Here is an 18294-nt window from a genome sequence, read left to right on the forward strand (position 1 = left end):
GTGATGCGAATCAGCGCTGGTCCGGCCCCAGACTCGGATCCAGATCGCGTGGCCGTACAAAGGCTTCAAGCGTCGCCGCATCAGCGAATCCGCTGGCGAGGTCCGCCCAGCCCGCCACATCGAAGGTCAGCACGGCCATGGCGGCGGTCGGAAATTTCGTTTCGACGGATGCGCGCAGTCCGGCCAGCTGCTCTTGGCCGCTGGCCGTCAGGATGAAATCCTCAAGGCCGGGACTGTGGGCGGCCAACAGAACCGAGGCCCGGTCCGGCGCGGTTTCGCTCAACACCTCTGCTATGGTTCCGGCAGAAGCCAGATAGAGCCGCATGTCCCGCATGGGTTCGGGGCAGGGGCCATAAGCGTCGCGAAAACGTGCCAATGTCTGCGTCACGCGGACGGCGGGTGATGCGATGATCGTCTCGAAGGTTACGCCGTGACCGGCGGCCCATTGGCCCATCACGGCTGCCGCGCGTTCGCCGCGGCCATTCAGCCCGCGGTCGAAGTCCCGCAGCGCGGCATCGCTCCAGTCGGACTTGGCATGGCGCAGAACGATAACCGTCTTCATTCCTTGGTGGACACCCTAGTCTCATAAGATCCGTCCAGCGGTCTCTGCCCGATATCGGCCGAGGAACCAAGGCGTGAGCGTACGCGAGCGATGGCTTCATCGAGCGGAATGCGCAGGATGGGCACATCGGCGGGGAAAGCACTCAACAATCGGCTGGGCATGGCCGAGGAGAGCATTACGAACTGGCCGCTGTCGTCACCCCGGCGGATCAGCCGTCCGAATGCCTGGGCGAGGCGGGCGCGGACCAGCCGATCGTCATAGGCGGTCGGCTCACCACTGGCTTGCCGCCGCGTCGCGTGGAGGACCGAGGGTTTGGCCCAGGGTACGCCTTCCATCACCACCAACCGCAGCGAATCGCCCGGCACGTCGATCCCATCACGCAGCGCGTCCGTGCCGAGCAGGGAAGCGCGCGGATCGTCCCGGAACATGTCGATCAGGGTTGCGGGGTCGAACGGGTCGACATGCTGCGCATAGAGCGGCAGGCCAGCACGGGCGAGCCGATCGGCAATGCGCTTCTGCACGGAGCGCAGCCGGCGAATGGCGGTGAATAGCCCCAGCGTCCCGCCGCCCGCCGCCTCGATCAGCCGGGCATAGGCGCCGGCCAGCGCGGGCAGATCGCCGCGCTTGATGTCGGTGACGATCAGCACTTCGCTCTGCCGCGCATAGTCGAAGGGGCTGGCCGCCTCGAACCACTGCGGCGCGCGGCCGAGGTGCACCGCGCCCGATCGCTCGACGGCCGTCTGGGTATCGCCGCCGGCCCGCAGCGTCGCCGACGTGACGAGCACGCCATGGGCCGGGCGCATCACCGTCTCCGCCAGCGGCTTGGTCGGGTCCAGCCAGTGGCGGTGCAGGCCGATGTCATATTCCTTGCCCTCGACGCGATCCACTGCCAGCCAGTCGACAAAGGCGGGCTCGGGCGGCCCACCGACGCGCAGCAGCAGCGCAATCCAGGCGCGCAGCAGATCGCACCGCCAGCCAAGGGCGGAGATCGCGCCATCGATGCGCGCGCGCGCCGGGCCATCCAGCCAGTCCGGCGCCAGCTCAATGACGGCGACGAGGCGCTTGCCCAGCCGCTGGAGCGGCCCCAGCAGTGCCTCCAGCGCGCGCGCCGCATCCGTGGCAGCATCGATCAGTGCGCCGTCCGCTTCGCTCAGGTCCACTTCCAGCCCATAGCCCGGATCGGTGTCGCGTCCGTCCCGTTCGGCGCGGGCGTAGACGGTGTCGCGCACGGCGGCGAGCACCGCCTCGATCGCTCCCTCGGCGCCATGCTCGACGACGCGGCGCAGCCAGTCCTCGCCCGGCAGGGCGCGAGCGGCTTCGCGTGCGGCGTCGATGGCCTCGGCGCCTTCCTCGTCATAGCTCGCGACATCGGAGAGACGGGCGGCGAGGCCGCGCCGGCGCCCCTTGCGCTCGCTTTCCGGCCCCATGATCCAGCGCCGCAGTTCGATCGCCTCGCGCCCGGTGAGTGCCGCGCCGAAGGTCGAGTCCGCCGCATCGAACAGATGGTGCCCCTCGTCGAAAACGATCCGGGTTGGCGTGCCTTGGGCTTCCCGCCCGCGCGCAGCGTTGATCATCACCAGCGCGTGATTGGCGATCACAATGTCCGCATTTTGGCTGGCGCGGGTCGCCCGCTCGATGAAGCAGGTGCGGAAATGCGGGCAGCCTGCATAGATGCACTCGCCGCGCCGGTCAGTGAGCGCTGTCGCACCCGCGCGGCGGAACAGGGCCATCAGCCAGCCCGGCAGATCGCCCCCGACCATGTCGCCGTCGCGCGTGTAGCCCGCCCAGCGCGCCACAAACTGCGCCAGCACCGCCGCGCGCCCGGCGAAGCCGCCTTGCAGGGCATCTTCCAGGTTGAGCAGGCAGAGATAATTCTCACGCCCCTTGCGAATGACGACATGGCGGCGGAAGGCGGCATCGTCGGGATAATGGCGCCGGGTTTCGCGGTCGAGCTGGCGCTGTAGGGCCTTGGTGTAGGTGGCGATCCACACCGTCCCGCCGGATTGCTCGGCCCACAGCGTTGCGGGCGCGAGATAGCCGAGCGTCTTGCCAATGCCTGTGCCCGCCTGCGCCAGCACGACATTGGGCGTGTCCTCACGCGGTCGGGGCGCGAAGCTGCCGGAGGCGGCGGCGGCGAAATCCCGCTGGCCCTGCCGCGTTTCGGCGCCGCTGCCGGTCAGGCTGCGCAGGCGCGCCAGCACATCCGCCTCGTCGAGGGTCACGGGGCGCGGGGCAGGGCGGGGCGCCTGCTCCTCCCATTGCGGCAGGCGCGTAAACAGCCATCGCTCGGCCTCAGCCGGTTGGCGAATGCGCGGGCGCAGCAGCGGCGCCCAGCTCCACCGCAGCCGCTCGAGCTGATTGAGGCTGGTCCAGGCGCCTTCGCGCTCCGCCCAGTCGGCCCGCTCGGTCCAGCCCAGCATGGAACTGGCAATCTGCGGAATGAGCCGGGCCGCCTCGGCATCGCCGGCCGGCGGCGCCAGACCCATGGCCCGGGCGAGCCCCGCCACTGTGGGAATCACGAACTGGGCGGGGAAGAGGAAGGCAAATAGCTCCAGCAAGTCGAGGCCAGAGAGATCCGCATAACCCAGTCGCGATCCCAGCAACGGCGCGTTGACCAGCAGAAGCGGCGTATCCGCGGCGCGCGCGAGGGCTTGTCCGCGACCAAGCCCGATGGTCTGTTCGCCGCTGCCATCGGTCAGCCAGATGCCGGCATGGCTGGCATGGAGCGCCGGTGGCAGGCCCGGCAGGATCGGATGGGATGGGGACACTCAACAGCCATAGCGTGCTTGGTCCATAAGGGGAACGCGCCGTTCGGTTATTTTACCGCATAACCGCCGGCCGGGGGTGGGGCTCAGCGCCCTAGTCGGTCCCGGAGGTGCCGCAGCGCACGTTCGATCGCCCCATGGTCGAGCGCGCCGCCGACGGACAGGCGGATATGCGTGGACGGGCCATCTCCAATGGCGAACGCACTGCCGGACACGGCAGAAAGGCCCATGCCGCCCAGCACACCGATCAGCGCGTCGATATCCAGCGCCCGTCCGCTGGCATCCCGCAGGTCCAGCCAGAGATGGTAGCCCTCGGGCTGCATCCGGTAGGGCAGGCCGCCCAGATGGCGCGTCACGAGCCGGTGCCGCACTACCGCTTCGTCCCTCACGCCATCGATCAGCGCGCTGAACAGCCCTTCGCGCAACCAGTGGCTGACCAGCGCGACGTTCAACGGCGGCGCCATCACGGCGCTGTCACCGAGCGCCGCGCCCAGTTGCAGATTCTGCTCTGCGGAGGGCGCGCGAACATGCGCGACGCGCAAGACCGGCGAGATGAGCTTGGACGTGCCGGCAATATACCAGCTTTGCGCCGGGATCAGCGCTGCGCAGGGCGGATGGGCAGCGCGGCAGAGCTGTCCATAGGCATCGTCCTCGATCAGCGTCGCGCCATGCGCGGCAATGATGGCGGCAATTTCCTCCCGCTGCCGCAATCCCATGGTGATGCAGGTGGGATTGTCATTGGTGGGCGTGAGATAGACGGCGCGCGCGCCCTCGCGCAGGGCTGCGTCCAGCGCATCCGGCACCAGCCCCTCGTCATCGACAGCGACGGGCGTCAGCACCAGACCCCGTCGCCGCGCCAGCGCGATCATGCCGGGATAGATGAACGGCGCGCAGCACAGGCGGTCGCCCGGCTCCAGAATGCTGTGGACCAGCCCATGCAAGGCATGTTGGGCGCCCGCCGTGATGGCGATCTGGTCCGCCTCGCTCGGCAAGCCGAGCGCCGCCAGCCGCTCGGCCCCTTGCGCGCGGTCCGCGATGTTGCCGAGGCTTGGCTGATACTGGAGGATCGGGGAATGGCGACCGGCGCGCAGCAGGCTGGCCATGCCATTGTGGATCGCCTGCGGAAGCAGGTTGAAGCCCGGCTGCGGAGGTACATTCATGCCTCGGTCGCTCGCGGTTTCGCCAAAGCGGGGCAGGGCGATGTCGTTGCGCACGAAGCTGCCGAGCTTCCCGGCGCCTTCGATCAGCCCGGCCTCGCGCACCAGCGTGTAGGCGCGGGTGACCGTCGTCAGGTCCACGCCGAGCTGCGCGGCCAGATCGCGCTGCGCGGGGAGGCGTTCTCCGGGTCGCAACTCGCCGGAGTGGATCGCGCCGCGGAGGGCATCGGCAATGGCCGCATATTTTGGCCCGTGGTCGGCGCGGAGATTCTCGGCGCGGATCAGGGCAACCCAGTTCTGCATGGCAAGCGCCCGCTTTATGTATGGTAGGATGAAGCCTACATATCGCCTATCTGATTGCCAAATGAAATGGAGCAATCGCCATGTCGAACCTGACCACGCAAGAGCAAGAAAACGGGCCTCGGCATGACCCCGTGCGCACCGGGTTGCGCGGCCGCTGCCCACGCTGCGCGCAGGGCCGGCTATTTAAGGGATTCCTGACGATCCGCGACTCCTGTGAGGTCTGCGGGCTCTCATATGATTATGCCGAGCCGGCCGATGGCCCCGCTTTCTTCGTGATTTGCTTCGCCTGCGTGCCTGCGGTCGTTTTCGCTCTCGTGCTGCAGGTAAAGGCCGATCCGCCGCTGTGGCTGCATCTGGTCACCACCCTGCCGCTGGTGCTCGCCACCTGCATCCTGCCGTTGCAGCCGCTCAAGGGCTGGCTGATCTGCAGCCAGTATTTCTTCAAGGCGCGGGAAGGGCGGGTGTCGCAACCCTGGCGCCCTTATGGCGCGGATGGTCCGCTGGTGGCGCCTTCGGGCGACCGGCCGTGACGGCTGTGCCCATCGATGTGGCCCGCAAGGCCGCAGCGCAGCATCTGCGCGACAGCGGCTTTGCCGAAGAGGCTCAGCGCGTGGCCACGGGCGAGGGTGATGATTTCGTGGAAGTCAGGCTCGCGCTTGCTCTGCTCAAGATTCTCCAGCCAGAATCCGGCCCCCCGGTCCGGCGCAACGGCCGGCGGCTCGTCGGCGAGGAATGTTGAGGTAAAAGACGGGACTCAGGCGAGGCGGCGCCCAAAACCGCGGATTGGGCTAGCGCTCACATCCGCGAAGGCCGCACTTTCCGCAAAAAGGGCTGATCGGGCCAGTTCGAGATGCTGATAGAGCGCGCCATCCCTTAGCGGGAAAATGAACCGGCAGCCGGTACGGTCAACCTCATGCCAGATGGACTGGGCATAGATCGTCTCGCTCATATAATCGATCTGGAAGCGTGTGCCTTCGCTCAGGCTGCATCCTGAAATCAGGCCGCCGTCCTCGGTCAGGTCCACCAATGTGGCCTCCTGCACGTCGAGCACGGTCGTTATGATAACAGGAACTTGGACGCAGACGCGCTGCGGCCGGTCGATCTTATGGTCCACGGTGAGACTCCCACACAAGCCCACCCGATTCTCCCCTCCCCAGGGGTTTTGCGTCTCCGGCGGACGTTCACGATGTCTTACACCAATTGGTAAAATTTTCGTTTCGTCGCATTTCTGTTTTTTGCTCTCCGGCCTTTTTGGTTGTTGCGCGCGCGCTCTTGGCGCTAGAGGCTCGCCGCATGACTGATGCTGATTATGCCGCTCAACTGCGGGAGGCCGCGAAGGTCTCCAAGGCCTGGCCCTATGAAGAAGCGCGCAAGCTGCTCAAGCGCTATCCGCAGGGCAAGCCGGGCGAAGCGCCGATGCTATTCGAGACCGGCTATGGCCCCTCGGGCCTGCCGCATATCGGCACGTTCAACGAGGTGCAGCGCACCACCATGGTCCGCCATGCCTATGAGGAAATCACCGGCGCGCCCACGCGGCTCATTGCGTTCAGCGATGATATGGACGGGCTGCGCAAGGTGCCGGACAACGTCCCCAATCAGGCAATGCTGACCGAACATCTCGGCCGACCGCTCACCCAGGTGCCCGATCCGTTCGAGAAATATGAGAGCTTCGCGCATCACAATAACGCGATGCTGCGCGCATTCCTCGATCGCTACGGGTTCGATTACGAATTCGTCTCCTCGACCGACATGTATCGCGGGGGCCAGTTCGATGACGCCCTGCGCAACGTGCTGCGCAACTATCAGGCGATCATGGACATCATGCTGCCTACGCTGCGCAAGGAGCGGCAGGCAACCTATTCGCCGGTGCTGCCGATCAGCGCCAAAAGCGGCATCGTGCTGCAGGTCCCCGTCGAGGTCGTCGACGCCGATGCCGGGATCGTCCGCTTCGAGGATGATGGCGAGACGATCGAGCAGAGCATCCTCTCCGGCGGCGCCAAGCTGCAGTGGAAGGTCGACTGGGCGATGCGCTGGGTAGCGCTCGGCGTCGATTATGAAATGGCCGGCAAGGACCTGATCGACAGCGTCACGCAAAGCTCCAAGATTGCCCGCGCGCTCGGCGGACGCCCGCCCGAGGGCTTCAACTACGAGATGTTCCTGGACGAGAAGGGGGAGAAGATCTCCAAGTCCAAGGGCAATGGTCTCAGCATCGAACAGTGGCTGACCTATGGCTCGGAAGAGAGCCTGGCCTTCTATATCTATCGCGAGCCCAAGGCGGCCAAGTCGCTGCACATCGGCGTCATCCCCCGCGCGGTCGATGATTATGAGCAGTTCCGCTCCGCCTATGCGACGCAGGCCGTGGACAAGCGCCTCGGCAATCCCGTCCACCACGTGCATGGCGGGCAGGTGACGGACGATCCGCTGCCGGTGACCTATGGCCTGCTGCTCAATCTGGTCGGCGTCATGGGCGCCGATGCGACCGAGCATCAGGTCTGGGCCTATCTGCGCAATTACGCGCCCGATGCCTCGGTGGAGCGCTATCCGCGCGTCGCCGGCCTCGTGCGCAATGCGCTGGCCTATAATCGCGATTTCGTCGCGCCCACGCTTAAGCGCCGCGCGCCGGAGGCCAACGAAGCGCAGGCCCTGCGCGAACTGGATGCCCAACTCGCCGCCTTGCCGGATGACGCTTCGGCCGAGGACATCCAGAATATCGTCTACGAAATCGGCAAGGACCCGCATTACGGCTTCGAGCAACTGCGCGATTGGTTCAAGGCGCTCTATGAGACCTTGCTCGGCGCCCAGCAGGGGCCGCGCATGGGCAGCTTCATCGCACTTTATGGCATTGCAAACAGCCGCAAGCTGATTGCCCAGGCGCTGGATTTGGCAGCCGCATAATCAGTAGAACGGGGGTGAGCTACCCTCCAACGTTCCCCGCGTTCAGCAGCCGCATCAATTCGCGGGACGATGCGGCTGCAACTGTGCGGACCGGATCGCCCCCACGGCTGCGACGGTCTGGTGAAAGAGGAAATGCGTGACATCGCAGGGCAGCGTCTCGCGCAGCAGGCGCGTGGCTTCCGCCTCGTCGCCCTGGATCGCCGTCACCGCCAGATCGCCAAGCAGCGCCTCGTCAGGGCTGAGCGTCATCGCGCAGGGGCGATGCACAAGGAAATGCTCGGGCCAGCCCTCCTGCAATCCCCGCACGAGCAGAATGACGCGCCGGGCGGCATCCATGGACCGCAAGCGGACGGCGAGGTCCGGCACAGGATCACGGCCTGACTGGCTGTAGATAATGCACAGCCGCGCGGCCATGATGAGGTGCATGGCCGTCAACGGAAAGGACCGCAGGTCCCGAAAGGTGAAAAAAGCGGATAAATCCCTGGTCATGGCGACCCCTTCCAGCAGAATGAAGGCTGGCAGGATATGCTATTGCGAACGAATTGCAATAGTGATTGAGGCCGATGTCGGGGTCAATCCCGGTGGCTCTCGCTTGGGCGGCGCCACCGGGTGCACACAGGGCGCAGCCGATTACCGAGCCTTGGCGTGGGCAATCCAATCGTCGATCTTGCGCTCCAGCACGCTCATCGGCAGCGCGCCGGTCATCAGCACCTGATCGTGGAAGGCCTTGACGTCGAACCGGTCGCCAAGCGCCGCCTGCGCCTTCTTCTTCAGCCGCTGGATGGTCAGCGCACCGATCTTGTAGGAGAGGGCTTGGGCCGGCATGGCGATGTACCGCTCGACCTCGGCGGTGGCGTCCGTCTTCCCCATTGAGCTGTTATCCAGCATGTATGCAATGGCCTGATCGCGGGTCCAGCCTTTGGAATGGATGCCGGTATCCACCACCAGCCGCATCGCGCGAAGCATCTCGTCGTCAAGATGGCCCATGCGCTGATAGGGGTCTTTGAACAGGCCGAAATCATAGCCCAGCGTCTCGGCATACAGCGCCCAGCCTTCGACATAGGCCGTGTTGCCGCCGAAGCGGATGAAGTCGGGGAGGCTGGCATTTTCCTGCGCGAGGCTGATCTGGAAGTGATGGCCCGGCGCGCCTTCGTGCAGATAGAGCGTCGTCATGCCCGGAATGCTGCGGGAGGGCAGGTCATAGGCGTTGAAGTAGAACACGCCGGGGCGCGTGCCATCGGGCGTGCCATTCTCGTAGGAACCGCCAGCCTCGAACTTCTCGCGGAATTCGGGATAGGGCCGGATTTCCAGCTTGGCCTTGGGCAGCGTTGAGAACTGGCTCGGCACCTTCTCATCGACGATCTTGCCGATGCGGTAGAATTCCTCCGTCATCCACTCGCGGGACTTGGGGTGAAATTCCGGGGCCTCGCGCAAATGGGTGAAGAAGGCGCCGAGCGTGCCCTTGAATCCCACTTCGTCCCGCACCTGCTCCATCTCGCTGCGGATGCGCGCGACTTCCGAAAGGCCGAGATTGTGGATATAATCCGGCGTGAGCGGCAGCGTCGTCATGCTCTTGACCAGCGCGGCATAAAGCTCCGCGCCACCTTTCATGGCGCTGAGGCCAACGCCCTCGCGTGCCACCGGCAGATAGTCCGCTTTCAGGAAGTCGCGCAGCCGCTTCTGGGCGGGGTTGATCTCGTTGATCAGCGCATCTCGATAGGCCTTGGTCAACCGCTGGCGGTCAGCCGGCGCGATGTCCTCGGGAAAATCCTTCACCGGCTGGTAGAAAGGCGACTCGTCCACCGGCTGGGCCAACAGGGCGTCGAGCTGCGAGATCGTATTGCCGATGGTCAGCTTCGTCTCGACAACGCCGTTCGCCATGCCCTCGCGGAAGCGGCCGATCGCGCGGTCGAGATAGCGGACATAGTCCTTGTGGCGCTTGAGGTTGTTCTCATAGTCGGCGAGCGTCTTGAACGGCGCCGCGCCCTTGCCGGACGACAAGGTCGGGTAGAAGGTGTGAAGCCCCGTGAAATGATTGATCGGAATGACCGCGCTGATGTTGACCAGCGGCGGGCTGAGCTTCGTCAGCTTGTCCTGCACTTCCCACTCGAACACATCATAGGCGATCTTGTTCTGGGCGTTCAGCCGGTCACGGTTGATTGCGTGGAGAGCGGCGAGATTGTCCTGCGCGATTTTGCGCTCGGTCGCGAAATAGGCATCGCTGATATAATCGCCCATGCGGTCGGCATGGCGCATATCACCCCGAAACAGCGCGTCGAGCGGGTTGTTGGCGAGCGTGGCCTCGTTGGCGCGGGCGAACAGCGCGGTCAGGCGCTGATCCTCGCTCGAGGCAGTCTGGCCGGCGGGTTGCGCCGCAGGCGTCTGGGCCAGCAGGGGCGTGGCGGAAGCGGCGGCGGCAAGCAGCAACGAGAGGCTGCGGGTAAGGCGCTGGGCGCGGAACATGGGAAGTCCTTTCCGGGAAGGTCGATCGGGGGATCGCATGCATCGATGCGTAGCGCCGCGCGCGGTTCATCACAACGCTCGACCGGCTCGTTTCGTCGCGCGAAAGCATGCTCAGCCGCACAAAAAAGGGCCGCGCCGAATGTCGGCGCCGCCCTCTTCATTCCCATCCCGAAAAGGGACGCGTGGTCAGCGGTAACGGAAGGCGTTGTGGATCACCTTCACGACCCTGCCGGTGCGCGTGTTCACGAGCAGCGCGTCGTCATAATGGCGCACCCAGACCTGGTTCGCACGGGGGGCGTCCCAGTGGAAGCGGCGCCAGTCATTCACGACATAGTTGCGACCGTAATAGACAGGCCGGATGGCGACGCCTGCCTTGAAGTTCTGATATTTGAACGGGGCCGCGCGCCAGGGGCGCTCGCGATTATAGTCGCGCACCTCGCGCTGATAGTCCCAGCGGGCGTCGCGCAGGTCACGCTTGGCATCGCGAACATCGCGACGGGCGTCGTTCACGTCGCGACGAGCTTCCCTCACATCCTGCCGGTCCTGGGCATGATAGGGCTGGGCCATCGCGGTGGTGGGGATGAGGGTGAGGGCTGCAAGCCCGCCGAGCAGAAACTTTTTCATCATGTGACACTCCTTTCAGTGCCGGCCAGGCGCCTCGTTCTGCGGCCTTGGTCGCCTGATCCTTATCGGCTCGACGGGCTGAATGGCGCTCGAACGCCTGTGTCAGCTTTCGCTCATAAGTGTCGCAATTTGTCGGAGGTTCCCCCGCGTGGCGGAGCGCGGAGTCAGGGCTTGTTACGCGGTTCCCACGGGCGCTCGCGATACCAGCGGGTCACGACATATTTGGCGCCTTTGGTGACGGGCAGGGCCGCATGCAGCGTATCGTAATTGGGGCTGCCGTCCGCGGTCATATTGTTCCAGATCAGCAGCGTCCCGGTGCGGGGCGGGATCGTTACGCCCAAGCGCGGAAACTGCGTCTCGCCGCCCGCTTCGACGTCGCACAGATAGGCCATCGCCGTCCAGCAGCGCTGTCCGCCAGTCGCCCGCATCGCCGGCCAATAGTGCACCTTCGCGGGGAAATAATCGCAATGCAGCTGATACTGCTGAGACTCGTAATAACGCTGGCCCTGCAGCAGCTCGCCATAGTCGCCTTCGATGCCCATCAGCGCATCGATGCGCTTCGTCACCGCGACCACGAGCGGATCGTAGATATCGAGATTGCAGCTGCTGCTGGTGCGGTACGCCGACTCGGTGCCGGAAAACAGCTTGGAGGGTTTGCACCCGACATCGATCTTGCCGATCAGCTCGGTGCATTCCTTGGGCGTCACCAGTCCGTGGCGCAGGAACATCTCGGCGCGCTCGGTCTGTACACGGCTGATCATCGGGTTGCGGGAGAGGCGCTGGCGCACGCGAACGCCGATCTCCGCGCGGGCTTGCGAGGGAAGTTCCGCGTCATCTGGCCAATCTTGCTTCATGCCTGTCTCCTGCCATCCCGATCCCGGGCTTAGCAAGGGGAGGCGGTGCGCCCGCATCCAAAAAAGGACCGGCCCCTGCCGAAGCGGGAACCGGCCCAGTGTTTCCTGAAGGCCGCTCAGGAAGGGCTTGATGCGGGCGCCGACCCGCTCACCAGAAGAAGTCGTGGATCACATCGACGACATAGCCGTCGCGGGTGTCGACCAGCAGCGCATCGTCATAATAGCGCACCCAACGCAGCGAGCCGTATACGGGCGGCAGGCGGTACTCATAGGGATCGCTGATCCAGTAATTCCGCCCGAACAGCATGTCGTTCAGGTAGATGCCAATCGAAAAACGGCGATAGCCGTAGTTCCAGCCATAGGGCGCGTAATAGGTCGGCATCCTGTAGACCGAGCGATACTGCGTACGGTAGCGCTGCCAGTCATAGCGCCGGTCGTTGCGCCAGCGATTGTCCCAGCGGCGCTGGTCGGCCCAGCGTTGGCGCTCGTTCAGGCGCTGCCGCTCCCAGTCGGCGCGGTCCCGGCTGGTGCTGTCATTGCGTCGCCAGTCATTGTCGCGGCGACCATCCCAGCGGCGCGCATCGTCGCGGTCCCGCCAGTCGGTGCGGTTGCCATCGCGATTGGCCTGCTCGCGGCGACGTTCCCATTCTGCGCGGTTCTCCGCCTGCTGGCGGTTGTCGTCACGCCAGTTGGCATTGTTCCGGCTGGTGTCATTCCAGCTTCGCGGCTGATCGCGGGGACGCTCGCGCTGCTCGGGCCTGTCGGGCCGTCCGGCCTGGTCGGGTGCGCGACGGTCCTGCCAATTGGGGCGGGGCGCATCGGACGGCGCGACGCGGGTCGTGGTCACCGTAGCGGGCGGGCGCTGCTGCGGAGCCGGCTGCGGGCGTATGCCTTCGCCACGCGACGGTCCACCGCGCTGTCCCGACCAGTCACGCCGGCGATCGCCGCCATCCTGCCGGGGCGCGGATTGCTGTTGCTGGTTCTGGTTGCGGATCCAGTCGCCGCGGTTGGCGCTGCGCTCCTGCGCAGCAACCGGCGCCGTGACCAGCATGGTGGAAGCCAGCAGGCCGAAGGTCAAAAGACGGCTCATCGTGGTTACATCCTCAAAGCAGGCGGTTGTTCGCCATTAAGGATGTGTTTACGACAAGCCCGCTGTCGTCATGCTGAACATTGCTGACAGCGATGCGAAAGCTTGTCTCGCAGCGGGACGCTCAATCGGCCGTCGAGCGCCCATCACTGGGCGGGGTCATAGCAGGCACATGACGCGCGGCGTCTGCCGGAGCGATGCCCGGTGCCGGCGCGGCCGCGACGCGCTCTTCGCCACGCATGATGCGCCCCGCCTGCTTGATCGCCTCGCGAATGCGCGGATAGGTGCCGCAGCGGCAGATATTGGTCATCGCCCCGTCGATCTGCGCGTCGGTCGGGTTGCTGTTCCGGCGCAGCAGCACGGAGGCCGCCATGATCATGCCGGATTGGCAGTAACCGCATTGCGGCACCATCTGCGCTGCCCAGGCCTGCTGCACAGGATGGCTGCGATCGGGCGACAGCGCCTCGATGGTTGTGACGAACCGGCCTTCCATCGCGGCGATCGTGACCTGGCAGGAGCGGATCGCGAGACCGTCAATGTCGACTATGCAGGCGCCACAGTCGCCCGTGCCACAGCCATATTTGGTGCCGGTGAGATTGGAGGCGTCCCGCAATGCCCACAGCAAGGGCGTCTGCGGGTCCATCTTATATTCGACCGGGCGGTCGTTGACGGTGAACTTGGTCATCGGCCCCGCGTCACTTGCCGTCGACGAGCTTGCGGGTGAAGTAGACCATCTCCATCGCCTTCAGCCGGGCGCTCTGCTCGATGTCCGCATCGCCGGAATGGCCGCCTGCTGTGTCCTCGTAGAAGAGGTAGGGGATGCCATAATCCTTGAGCCGCGCCGCGAACTTGCGAGCGTGCTGCGGGCCGACGCGGTCGTCCTTTGTCGTCGTCCAGATATAGGGCTCAGGATAGGCCTTGCCCTTCACCACATTATGATAGGGCGAGATGGTCTCAAGAAACGCCTTTTCCTCCGGCAACGAGATGCTGCCATATTCATCGACCCAGCTCGGCCCGGCGGCGATCTGCTCAAAGCGCAGCATGTCCAGTAGCGGCACCTGAATGACCACGGCATTCCATAGCTCTGGGTGCTGGTTGAACTCCACCCCCATCAGCAGTCCGCCATTGGATCCGCCGAAGATGCCGAACTTTTTGGGGCTGGAGAGCTTGCGCGCGAAGATATCCAGGCCCACGGCAGCAAAATCATCATAGATGATCTGGCGCTTGGTCTTGAGCCCCGCCTGATGCCAGGCCGGCCCGAATTCCCCGCCGCCACGGATGTTGGCGACGACGAAGCTGCCGCCCCGCTCCAGCCAGAGCTTGCCGATCAGCGCCGAGTAGGACGGCGTGTAGGAAACCTCGAACCCGCCATAAGCCGTCATGATCGTCGGGGTACTGCCATCGCGCGCCATGCCCTCGCGGTGGACGATGAAATAGGGGATTTTCGTTCCGTCGGTAGAACTGGCCTCGAACTGCTCAACCACCAGCCCGCTGGCATCGAAGCGCGCTGGCAGGGCCTTCACCTGCACCGGCGCCGGCTTGGCGGCATCGATCTGCCAGAGTGTCGTCGGCTGGAGAAAACCGGTGACGGAGAGATAGGCCGCATTGTCCCGGTCGCTGGCCGCCGCGATGCCGATAGAGGCATTGTCGGGCAGGGTCAGCGCGGTCGATGTCCAGCCCGTTGCGGTCGGCGTCAATACGGCAGCGCGACCACGCACATTGTCCGTGGTGGCGAGGATGACATGGTCGCGGGTCGTGGCGACCTGCTCGACCGATTGCCGGGCGCCCGGTGCGAACAATATTTGAGGCACCAGCGTTCGCTCGGCGCGCAGATCATCGAGCGAGATCGCCACCGCGCTGCCGGTCGGCACGTTCACGCCGCCGCTGCGCCAAGGCTCGCTGGTCTTGAGGATCACCCGGCCGGCGATCATGCCCGAGAGTGTGGACTTCGCCGGCAGCGGCAGTTTGCGGACGCCCTGCGGCGTGACGAGGATGTAATCATTCTCGAAGAAGGTCCGCGAGCGCACCAGAAACACTGCTCGATTGCCCGCGCCATCGTTGAGCACCGCCGGCCAAACGCCGACATCCTCCTTCGCGCCGCGAAACACCTCTGTGGCATCGCTCAGCGGCGCGCCGCGCTTCAGCGTCTTGACGACGAACGGATAGCCCGATGCCGTCAGCGTGCCTTCGCCCCAGTCGCGCGAGGCGATGAGCGTGTCGGCATCCACCCAGTCGACACCCTGCTTCGACGTGGAGAGCGCAAAACCGCCCTTGACGAAGGTGCCGGTGGTGAGATCGAACTCGCGAATGTCGGTGGCATCCTCGCCACCGTCAGAGAGCGAAATCAGGCAACGCCGCTCATCCGGCTCTAGGCAGGTCGCGCCTTTCCACACCCATTTCTTCGCCTCGGCCTTGCTCAGCGCGTCGAGATCGAGCGCGGTCGTCCAGCGCGGGCTGGCCTGCGCATACTCGCTGGCGCTGGTGTGCCGCCAGATGCCCTGCGGATGCGCGGCATCCCGCCAGAAATTATAGATGCGCCCGCCGATCAGGCTCGGCATCGGGATGCGGTCGGTCGCGGTGGCGATGGCGATCGCGTCCTTCACCATGCCGGGGTAGTTCGGGTCGTTCTGCAGCACGTTCACGGTGCGCGCATTCTCCGCCTCCACCCAGGCCATGGACTTCTCGCCATGCCAGTCCTCGAGCCAGAGGAAGGGGTCGTCCTGCGCCACAGTGTCTGTCGTAGCCGCCGTCGTTCCGCTTGCGAGGGTGATCGCAGCCGCCATTGCCAATACCTTCATGGAGAATCTTCCCGGAAACACGCCCCTGATTGCCACCAGCGGCGTGCCGGAGCAATGCTCAGTCGCGCCAGCTTGGGTCGATCCGGTCGATCACGCGCACCATCGCGGCAAAGTCGAGCATCCCGAACCGCTCGGCCGGAATGGCCGAAAACATGTCGCGCTTATGCACCGCCAGCACCTCGTCCGGGATGATCAGCGGCGTGCCGGCCTGCCGCGTTGCCAGCTGGATCTCGCAGGCCCGCTCGAATACGAAATAGCGCAGGAATGCCTCCGGCAACGTCTGGCCCATCACCAGCAAGCCATGGTTGCGCAGGATCATGAAGCGCTTGTCACCCAGATTGGCGACGAGGCGCGCGCCTTCCTCCGGCCGCACCGTCACGCCCTCGAAATCATGATAGGCGATGTTGCCGATCAGGAAGCCGGCATAGAAGTTCGTCGCCAGCAGCCCTTCCTGCGTGGATGAGACGGCCATGCCCGCCGTGGTATGGGTGTGGATGATGCAATGCGCATCCGGCACATGGCGGTGGAAGACGCTGTGCTGCACGAAGCCTGCGCGGTTGACCGGGTGAGGGCTGCCATCCAGCGTGTTGCCGTCAATGTCGATCTTGACGAGATTGGATGCCTTGACCTCCGAATAATGGAGGCCGAAAGGGTTGATGAGAAACGCCTGCTCTTCGCCCGGCACGCGCAGCGAGATGTGATTATAGATCAGTTCGTCCCAGCCCATATGCGCAAAGATGCGGTAGCAGGCGGCCAATTGCTGGCGGGCCTGCCATTCGGCATCGCTCATCGGGTGTGGTTGGGCGGCTGTAGCCATGATCCTCTCTCCTTGCGCCGGACCCTCCTGGGTCTCGTGGGGCGATGGCTTGGATGATGCGCGGGAGAGGGCGGGTTGTCGAGCGAAAGGCGGCGGCCTGTGCCGCTGTCACTGCGATGACCCGGAGCATCTGCTAACAGAGACCCGCTTTTCGCCAGCTATGGACGAGTGACGATGCAATTTTCCTCGATGATCCGCGCCAGCCTCCCGCTCGGCCTTCTCTTGCTTGGCGCCTGCGCACAGACTGCGCAGCGGCCCGCATCCCCGGCTGGCGACAGTATTGCGCGGCTGCAGATCATCGCCTTCAATGATTTTCACGGCCATATCGATACTGTCGGGCAGACCGTACTCCCGCCGGGCGCCGCAGCCGATGCGCCGCGCACGGCAGCGGGCGGGGCGATCCACTTCGCGCAGGCCGTCTCCCGCCTGCGGGCCGAGAATCCCAACAGCGCCGTGGTCTCCGCCGGCGACATGATCAGCGCCTCGCCACTCATCTCCGGCCATTTCCTCGATGAGCCGACGATCCGCGTGATGAACACCGTCGGCGTCGATTTCAACTCGGTGGGCAATCATGAGTTCGATCGCGGGCCGGACGAGCTGCGCCGGATGCAGACCGGCGGCTGTACCCAGTTCACGCGGCTGCAGCCATGCCAGGTGATGAGCGATTTCCCCGGCGCGCGCTTCGGCTTTCTAGCGGCGAACGTGCAGCAGGCCGATGGGCAGACCTTGTTCCCGGCCTATGGCCTCAAGCGCTTTGCTCTCGCTGGTGGCAAGACGGTAACCGTCGGCTTTGTCGGCGTCACGCTCAAGGGTACGCCGGAGATTGTGGCGCCCAGCGGTGTCGCCAATCTGCGCTTCCTTGATGAAGCGGAGGCGGCGAACAGCTATGTCGCCGCGCTCAAGCAGGCCGGGGCAGAGATATTGGTGCTGCTGATCCACGAAGGCGGCTATCCGGGTGGGGAGGGCGATCACGGCGATTGCGGCTCGCTCTCCGGACCGCTGACGCAGATCATGGCGCGGCTCGATCCTGCTTTCGATCTCGTGATTTCCGGCCATACCCATCAGGCCTATGTCTGCCGCTATGGCACGGTTGATCCCAGCCGACCCTTGCTCGCCACCAGCGCGGGTCAATATGGCACGCTGCTCACCCGCATCACGCTCGATTATGATGTCGCCGCACATCGGCTGGTCGATAAGCGGGCCGAGAACCTTCTTGTGGAGCAGCGCGAGGATGCGCCTGTCGCCCAGCCCGAGCTGACCGATCTCGTGGCCCGCTATCGCACGGCGGCCTCCAGCGTGAGCGACCGAGTCGTCGGCAAGCTGGCCGGCAGCCTGACCCAGATCGCCGATGTGAGCGGCCAGAGCACGCTCGGCAACTTCATCGCCGATGCGCAGTTGGCCTCCGTGCAAGCGCCGGAGCGGGGCGGGGCGCAGCTGGCCCTCATGAATCCCGGTGGGCTCCGCGCGCCTATCGCGCCCTTGGCCGATGGCAGCGTGCGCTTTGGCGATCTCTACTCCGCGCAGCCCTTCGGCAATGTGGTGCTCGTCAAGCAGCTCTCGGGCGCAGACATCCGTGCCGCGCTGGAGCAGCAGTTCACCCGTGGCGATCGCCCGTCGATTCTCAGCGTTTCCAGGGGATTCAGCTATGAGTTCGACGCCAGCCGTCCCGCCGGCGCACGCGTCTTCAACATCCGCCTGAATGGCGCGGCGCTGCGAGATGAGGGGACTTATCGGGTCGCCATGAACAATTTCATCGCGCAGGGCGGTGATGGGCTGCGGCTGTTCGCGCCGGCGCCGGTGCTGGCCGAAGGGCCGGTGGATGTGGACGCGCTGGAGGTGTATATCGCCAGCGACTCGCATCGCGGCCCCCCTGCCCTGGACCGCATCCGCAATGTCACACCGCAATGATTGTGGCCTTTTCCAAGCCTTTCCGGTCTTGATCCGGTAAGGTCACCCTGATAAGGGCAGC

General features: G+C 65.2%; 16 protein-coding genes. 4 read left to right on the plus strand and 12 right to left on the minus strand.

The genetic code is table 11. The features are described from left to right. Positions 1-10: 10 nt before the first annotated feature. The 3 genes from M2343_RS01715 to M2343_RS01725 form a co-directional block, all read right to left on the minus strand. On the minus strand, positions 11-562 hold the full coding sequence (locus tag M2343_RS01715; RefSeq protein ID WP_264575355.1) for a SixA phosphatase family protein: 552 nt from the start codon (positions 560-562) through the stop codon (positions 11-13). After that, complete coding sequence (locus M2343_RS01720) at positions 559-3330, minus strand: ATP-dependent DNA helicase (RefSeq protein ID WP_264575356.1); 2772 nt, start codon at positions 3328-3330, stop codon at positions 559-561. Before M2343_RS01720 ends, M2343_RS01715 begins: the two co-directional genes overlap by 4 nt. Positions 3331-3413: 83 nt before the next feature. Beyond that, on the minus strand, positions 3414-4787 hold the full coding sequence (locus M2343_RS01725) for a PLP-dependent aminotransferase family protein (RefSeq protein WP_264575357.1): 1374 nt from the start codon (positions 4785-4787) through the stop codon (positions 3414-3416). An 80-nt stretch (positions 4788-4867) separates the two neighbouring features. Here M2343_RS01725 and M2343_RS01730 point away from each other — a divergent pair, with 80 nt between their 5' ends. Together M2343_RS01730 and M2343_RS01735 are read left to right on the plus strand one after the other, a co-directional pair. Next, positions 4868-5317, plus strand: coding sequence for a DUF983 domain-containing protein (locus M2343_RS01730; RefSeq protein ID WP_264575358.1), 450 nt, complete (start codon positions 4868-4870; stop codon positions 5315-5317). After that, the gene (locus tag M2343_RS01735; protein ID WP_264575359.1) at positions 5314-5526 is read left to right on the plus strand and encodes a hypothetical protein; all 213 of its coding nucleotides are present in this window, start codon (positions 5314-5316) and stop codon (positions 5524-5526) included. Before M2343_RS01730 ends, M2343_RS01735 begins: the two co-directional genes overlap by 4 nt. A 15-nt stretch (positions 5527-5541) precedes the next feature. Here the strand turns inward: M2343_RS01735 and M2343_RS01740 are convergent, their stop codons facing one another. Then, positions 5542-5901 carry a PilZ domain-containing protein gene (locus M2343_RS01740; RefSeq protein ID WP_264575360.1) on the minus strand — a complete coding sequence of 120 codons (360 nt, stop codon included), beginning with the start codon at positions 5899-5901 and terminating at the stop codon, positions 5542-5544. Between the two features lie 179 nt (positions 5902-6080). Between M2343_RS01740 and M2343_RS01745 the strand changes: the two genes are divergently transcribed. Continuing rightward, entirely contained in the window at positions 6081-7682 is a 1602-nt protein-coding gene (locus M2343_RS01745; RefSeq protein ID WP_264575361.1) for a lysine--tRNA ligase, read from the plus strand. A 54-nt stretch (positions 7683-7736) separates the two neighbouring features. On the opposite strand, the gene M2343_RS01750 is transcribed toward M2343_RS01745, so the two are convergent. From M2343_RS01750 to M2343_RS01785, 8 genes are all read right to left on the minus strand, one after another. Continuing rightward, positions 7737-8171: a hypothetical protein gene (locus M2343_RS01750; RefSeq protein WP_264575362.1), complete on the minus strand. Its 435-nt coding sequence runs from the start codon at positions 8169-8171 to the stop codon at positions 7737-7739. 141 nt (positions 8172-8312) lie between these two features. After that, positions 8313-10145, minus strand: a complete 1833-nt coding sequence (locus M2343_RS01755; RefSeq protein WP_264575363.1) for a DUF885 domain-containing protein — start codon at positions 10143-10145, stop codon at positions 8313-8315. Positions 10146-10331: 186 nt separating this feature from the next. Then, a complete protein-coding gene (locus tag M2343_RS01760; protein WP_264575364.1) occupies positions 10332-10772 on the minus strand; it encodes an RcnB family protein in 441 nt (146 codons plus the stop codon). Between the two features lie 161 nt (positions 10773-10933). Then, on the minus strand, positions 10934-11623 hold the full coding sequence (locus M2343_RS01765) for a prolyl hydroxylase family protein (RefSeq protein WP_264575365.1): 690 nt from the start codon (positions 11621-11623) through the stop codon (positions 10934-10936). Between the two features lie 148 nt (positions 11624-11771). Continuing rightward, positions 11772-12713: an RcnB family protein gene (locus M2343_RS01770; protein ID WP_264575366.1), complete on the minus strand. Its 942-nt coding sequence runs from the start codon at positions 12711-12713 to the stop codon at positions 11772-11774. A 121-nt stretch (positions 12714-12834) separates the two neighbouring features. Next, positions 12835-13395 (minus strand): (2Fe-2S)-binding protein, encoded by a 561-nt coding sequence (locus M2343_RS01775; RefSeq protein WP_264575367.1) that lies wholly within the window; start codon positions 13393-13395, stop codon positions 12835-12837. A 10-nt stretch (positions 13396-13405) separates the two neighbouring features. After that, positions 13406-15508: a prolyl oligopeptidase family serine peptidase gene (locus M2343_RS01780; protein ID WP_264575368.1), complete on the minus strand. Its 2103-nt coding sequence runs from the start codon at positions 15506-15508 to the stop codon at positions 13406-13408. A 58-nt stretch (positions 15509-15566) separates the two neighbouring features. Continuing rightward, a complete protein-coding gene (locus tag M2343_RS01785) occupies positions 15567-16325 on the minus strand; it encodes a class II aldolase/adducin family protein (protein ID WP_264575369.1) in 759 nt (252 codons plus the stop codon). A gap of 174 nt (positions 16326-16499) precedes the next feature. On the opposite strand from M2343_RS01785, the gene M2343_RS01790 reads away from it, so the two are divergent. Beyond that, entirely contained in the window at positions 16500-18233 is a 1734-nt protein-coding gene (locus M2343_RS01790) for a bifunctional metallophosphatase/5'-nucleotidase (protein ID WP_264575370.1), read from the plus strand. Positions 18234-18294 lie beyond the last annotated feature (61 nt).

Source organism: Sphingobium sp. B8D3B, from assembly GCF_025961875.1.
GTDB lineage: Bacteria > Pseudomonadota > Alphaproteobacteria > Sphingomonadales > Sphingomonadaceae > Sphingobium.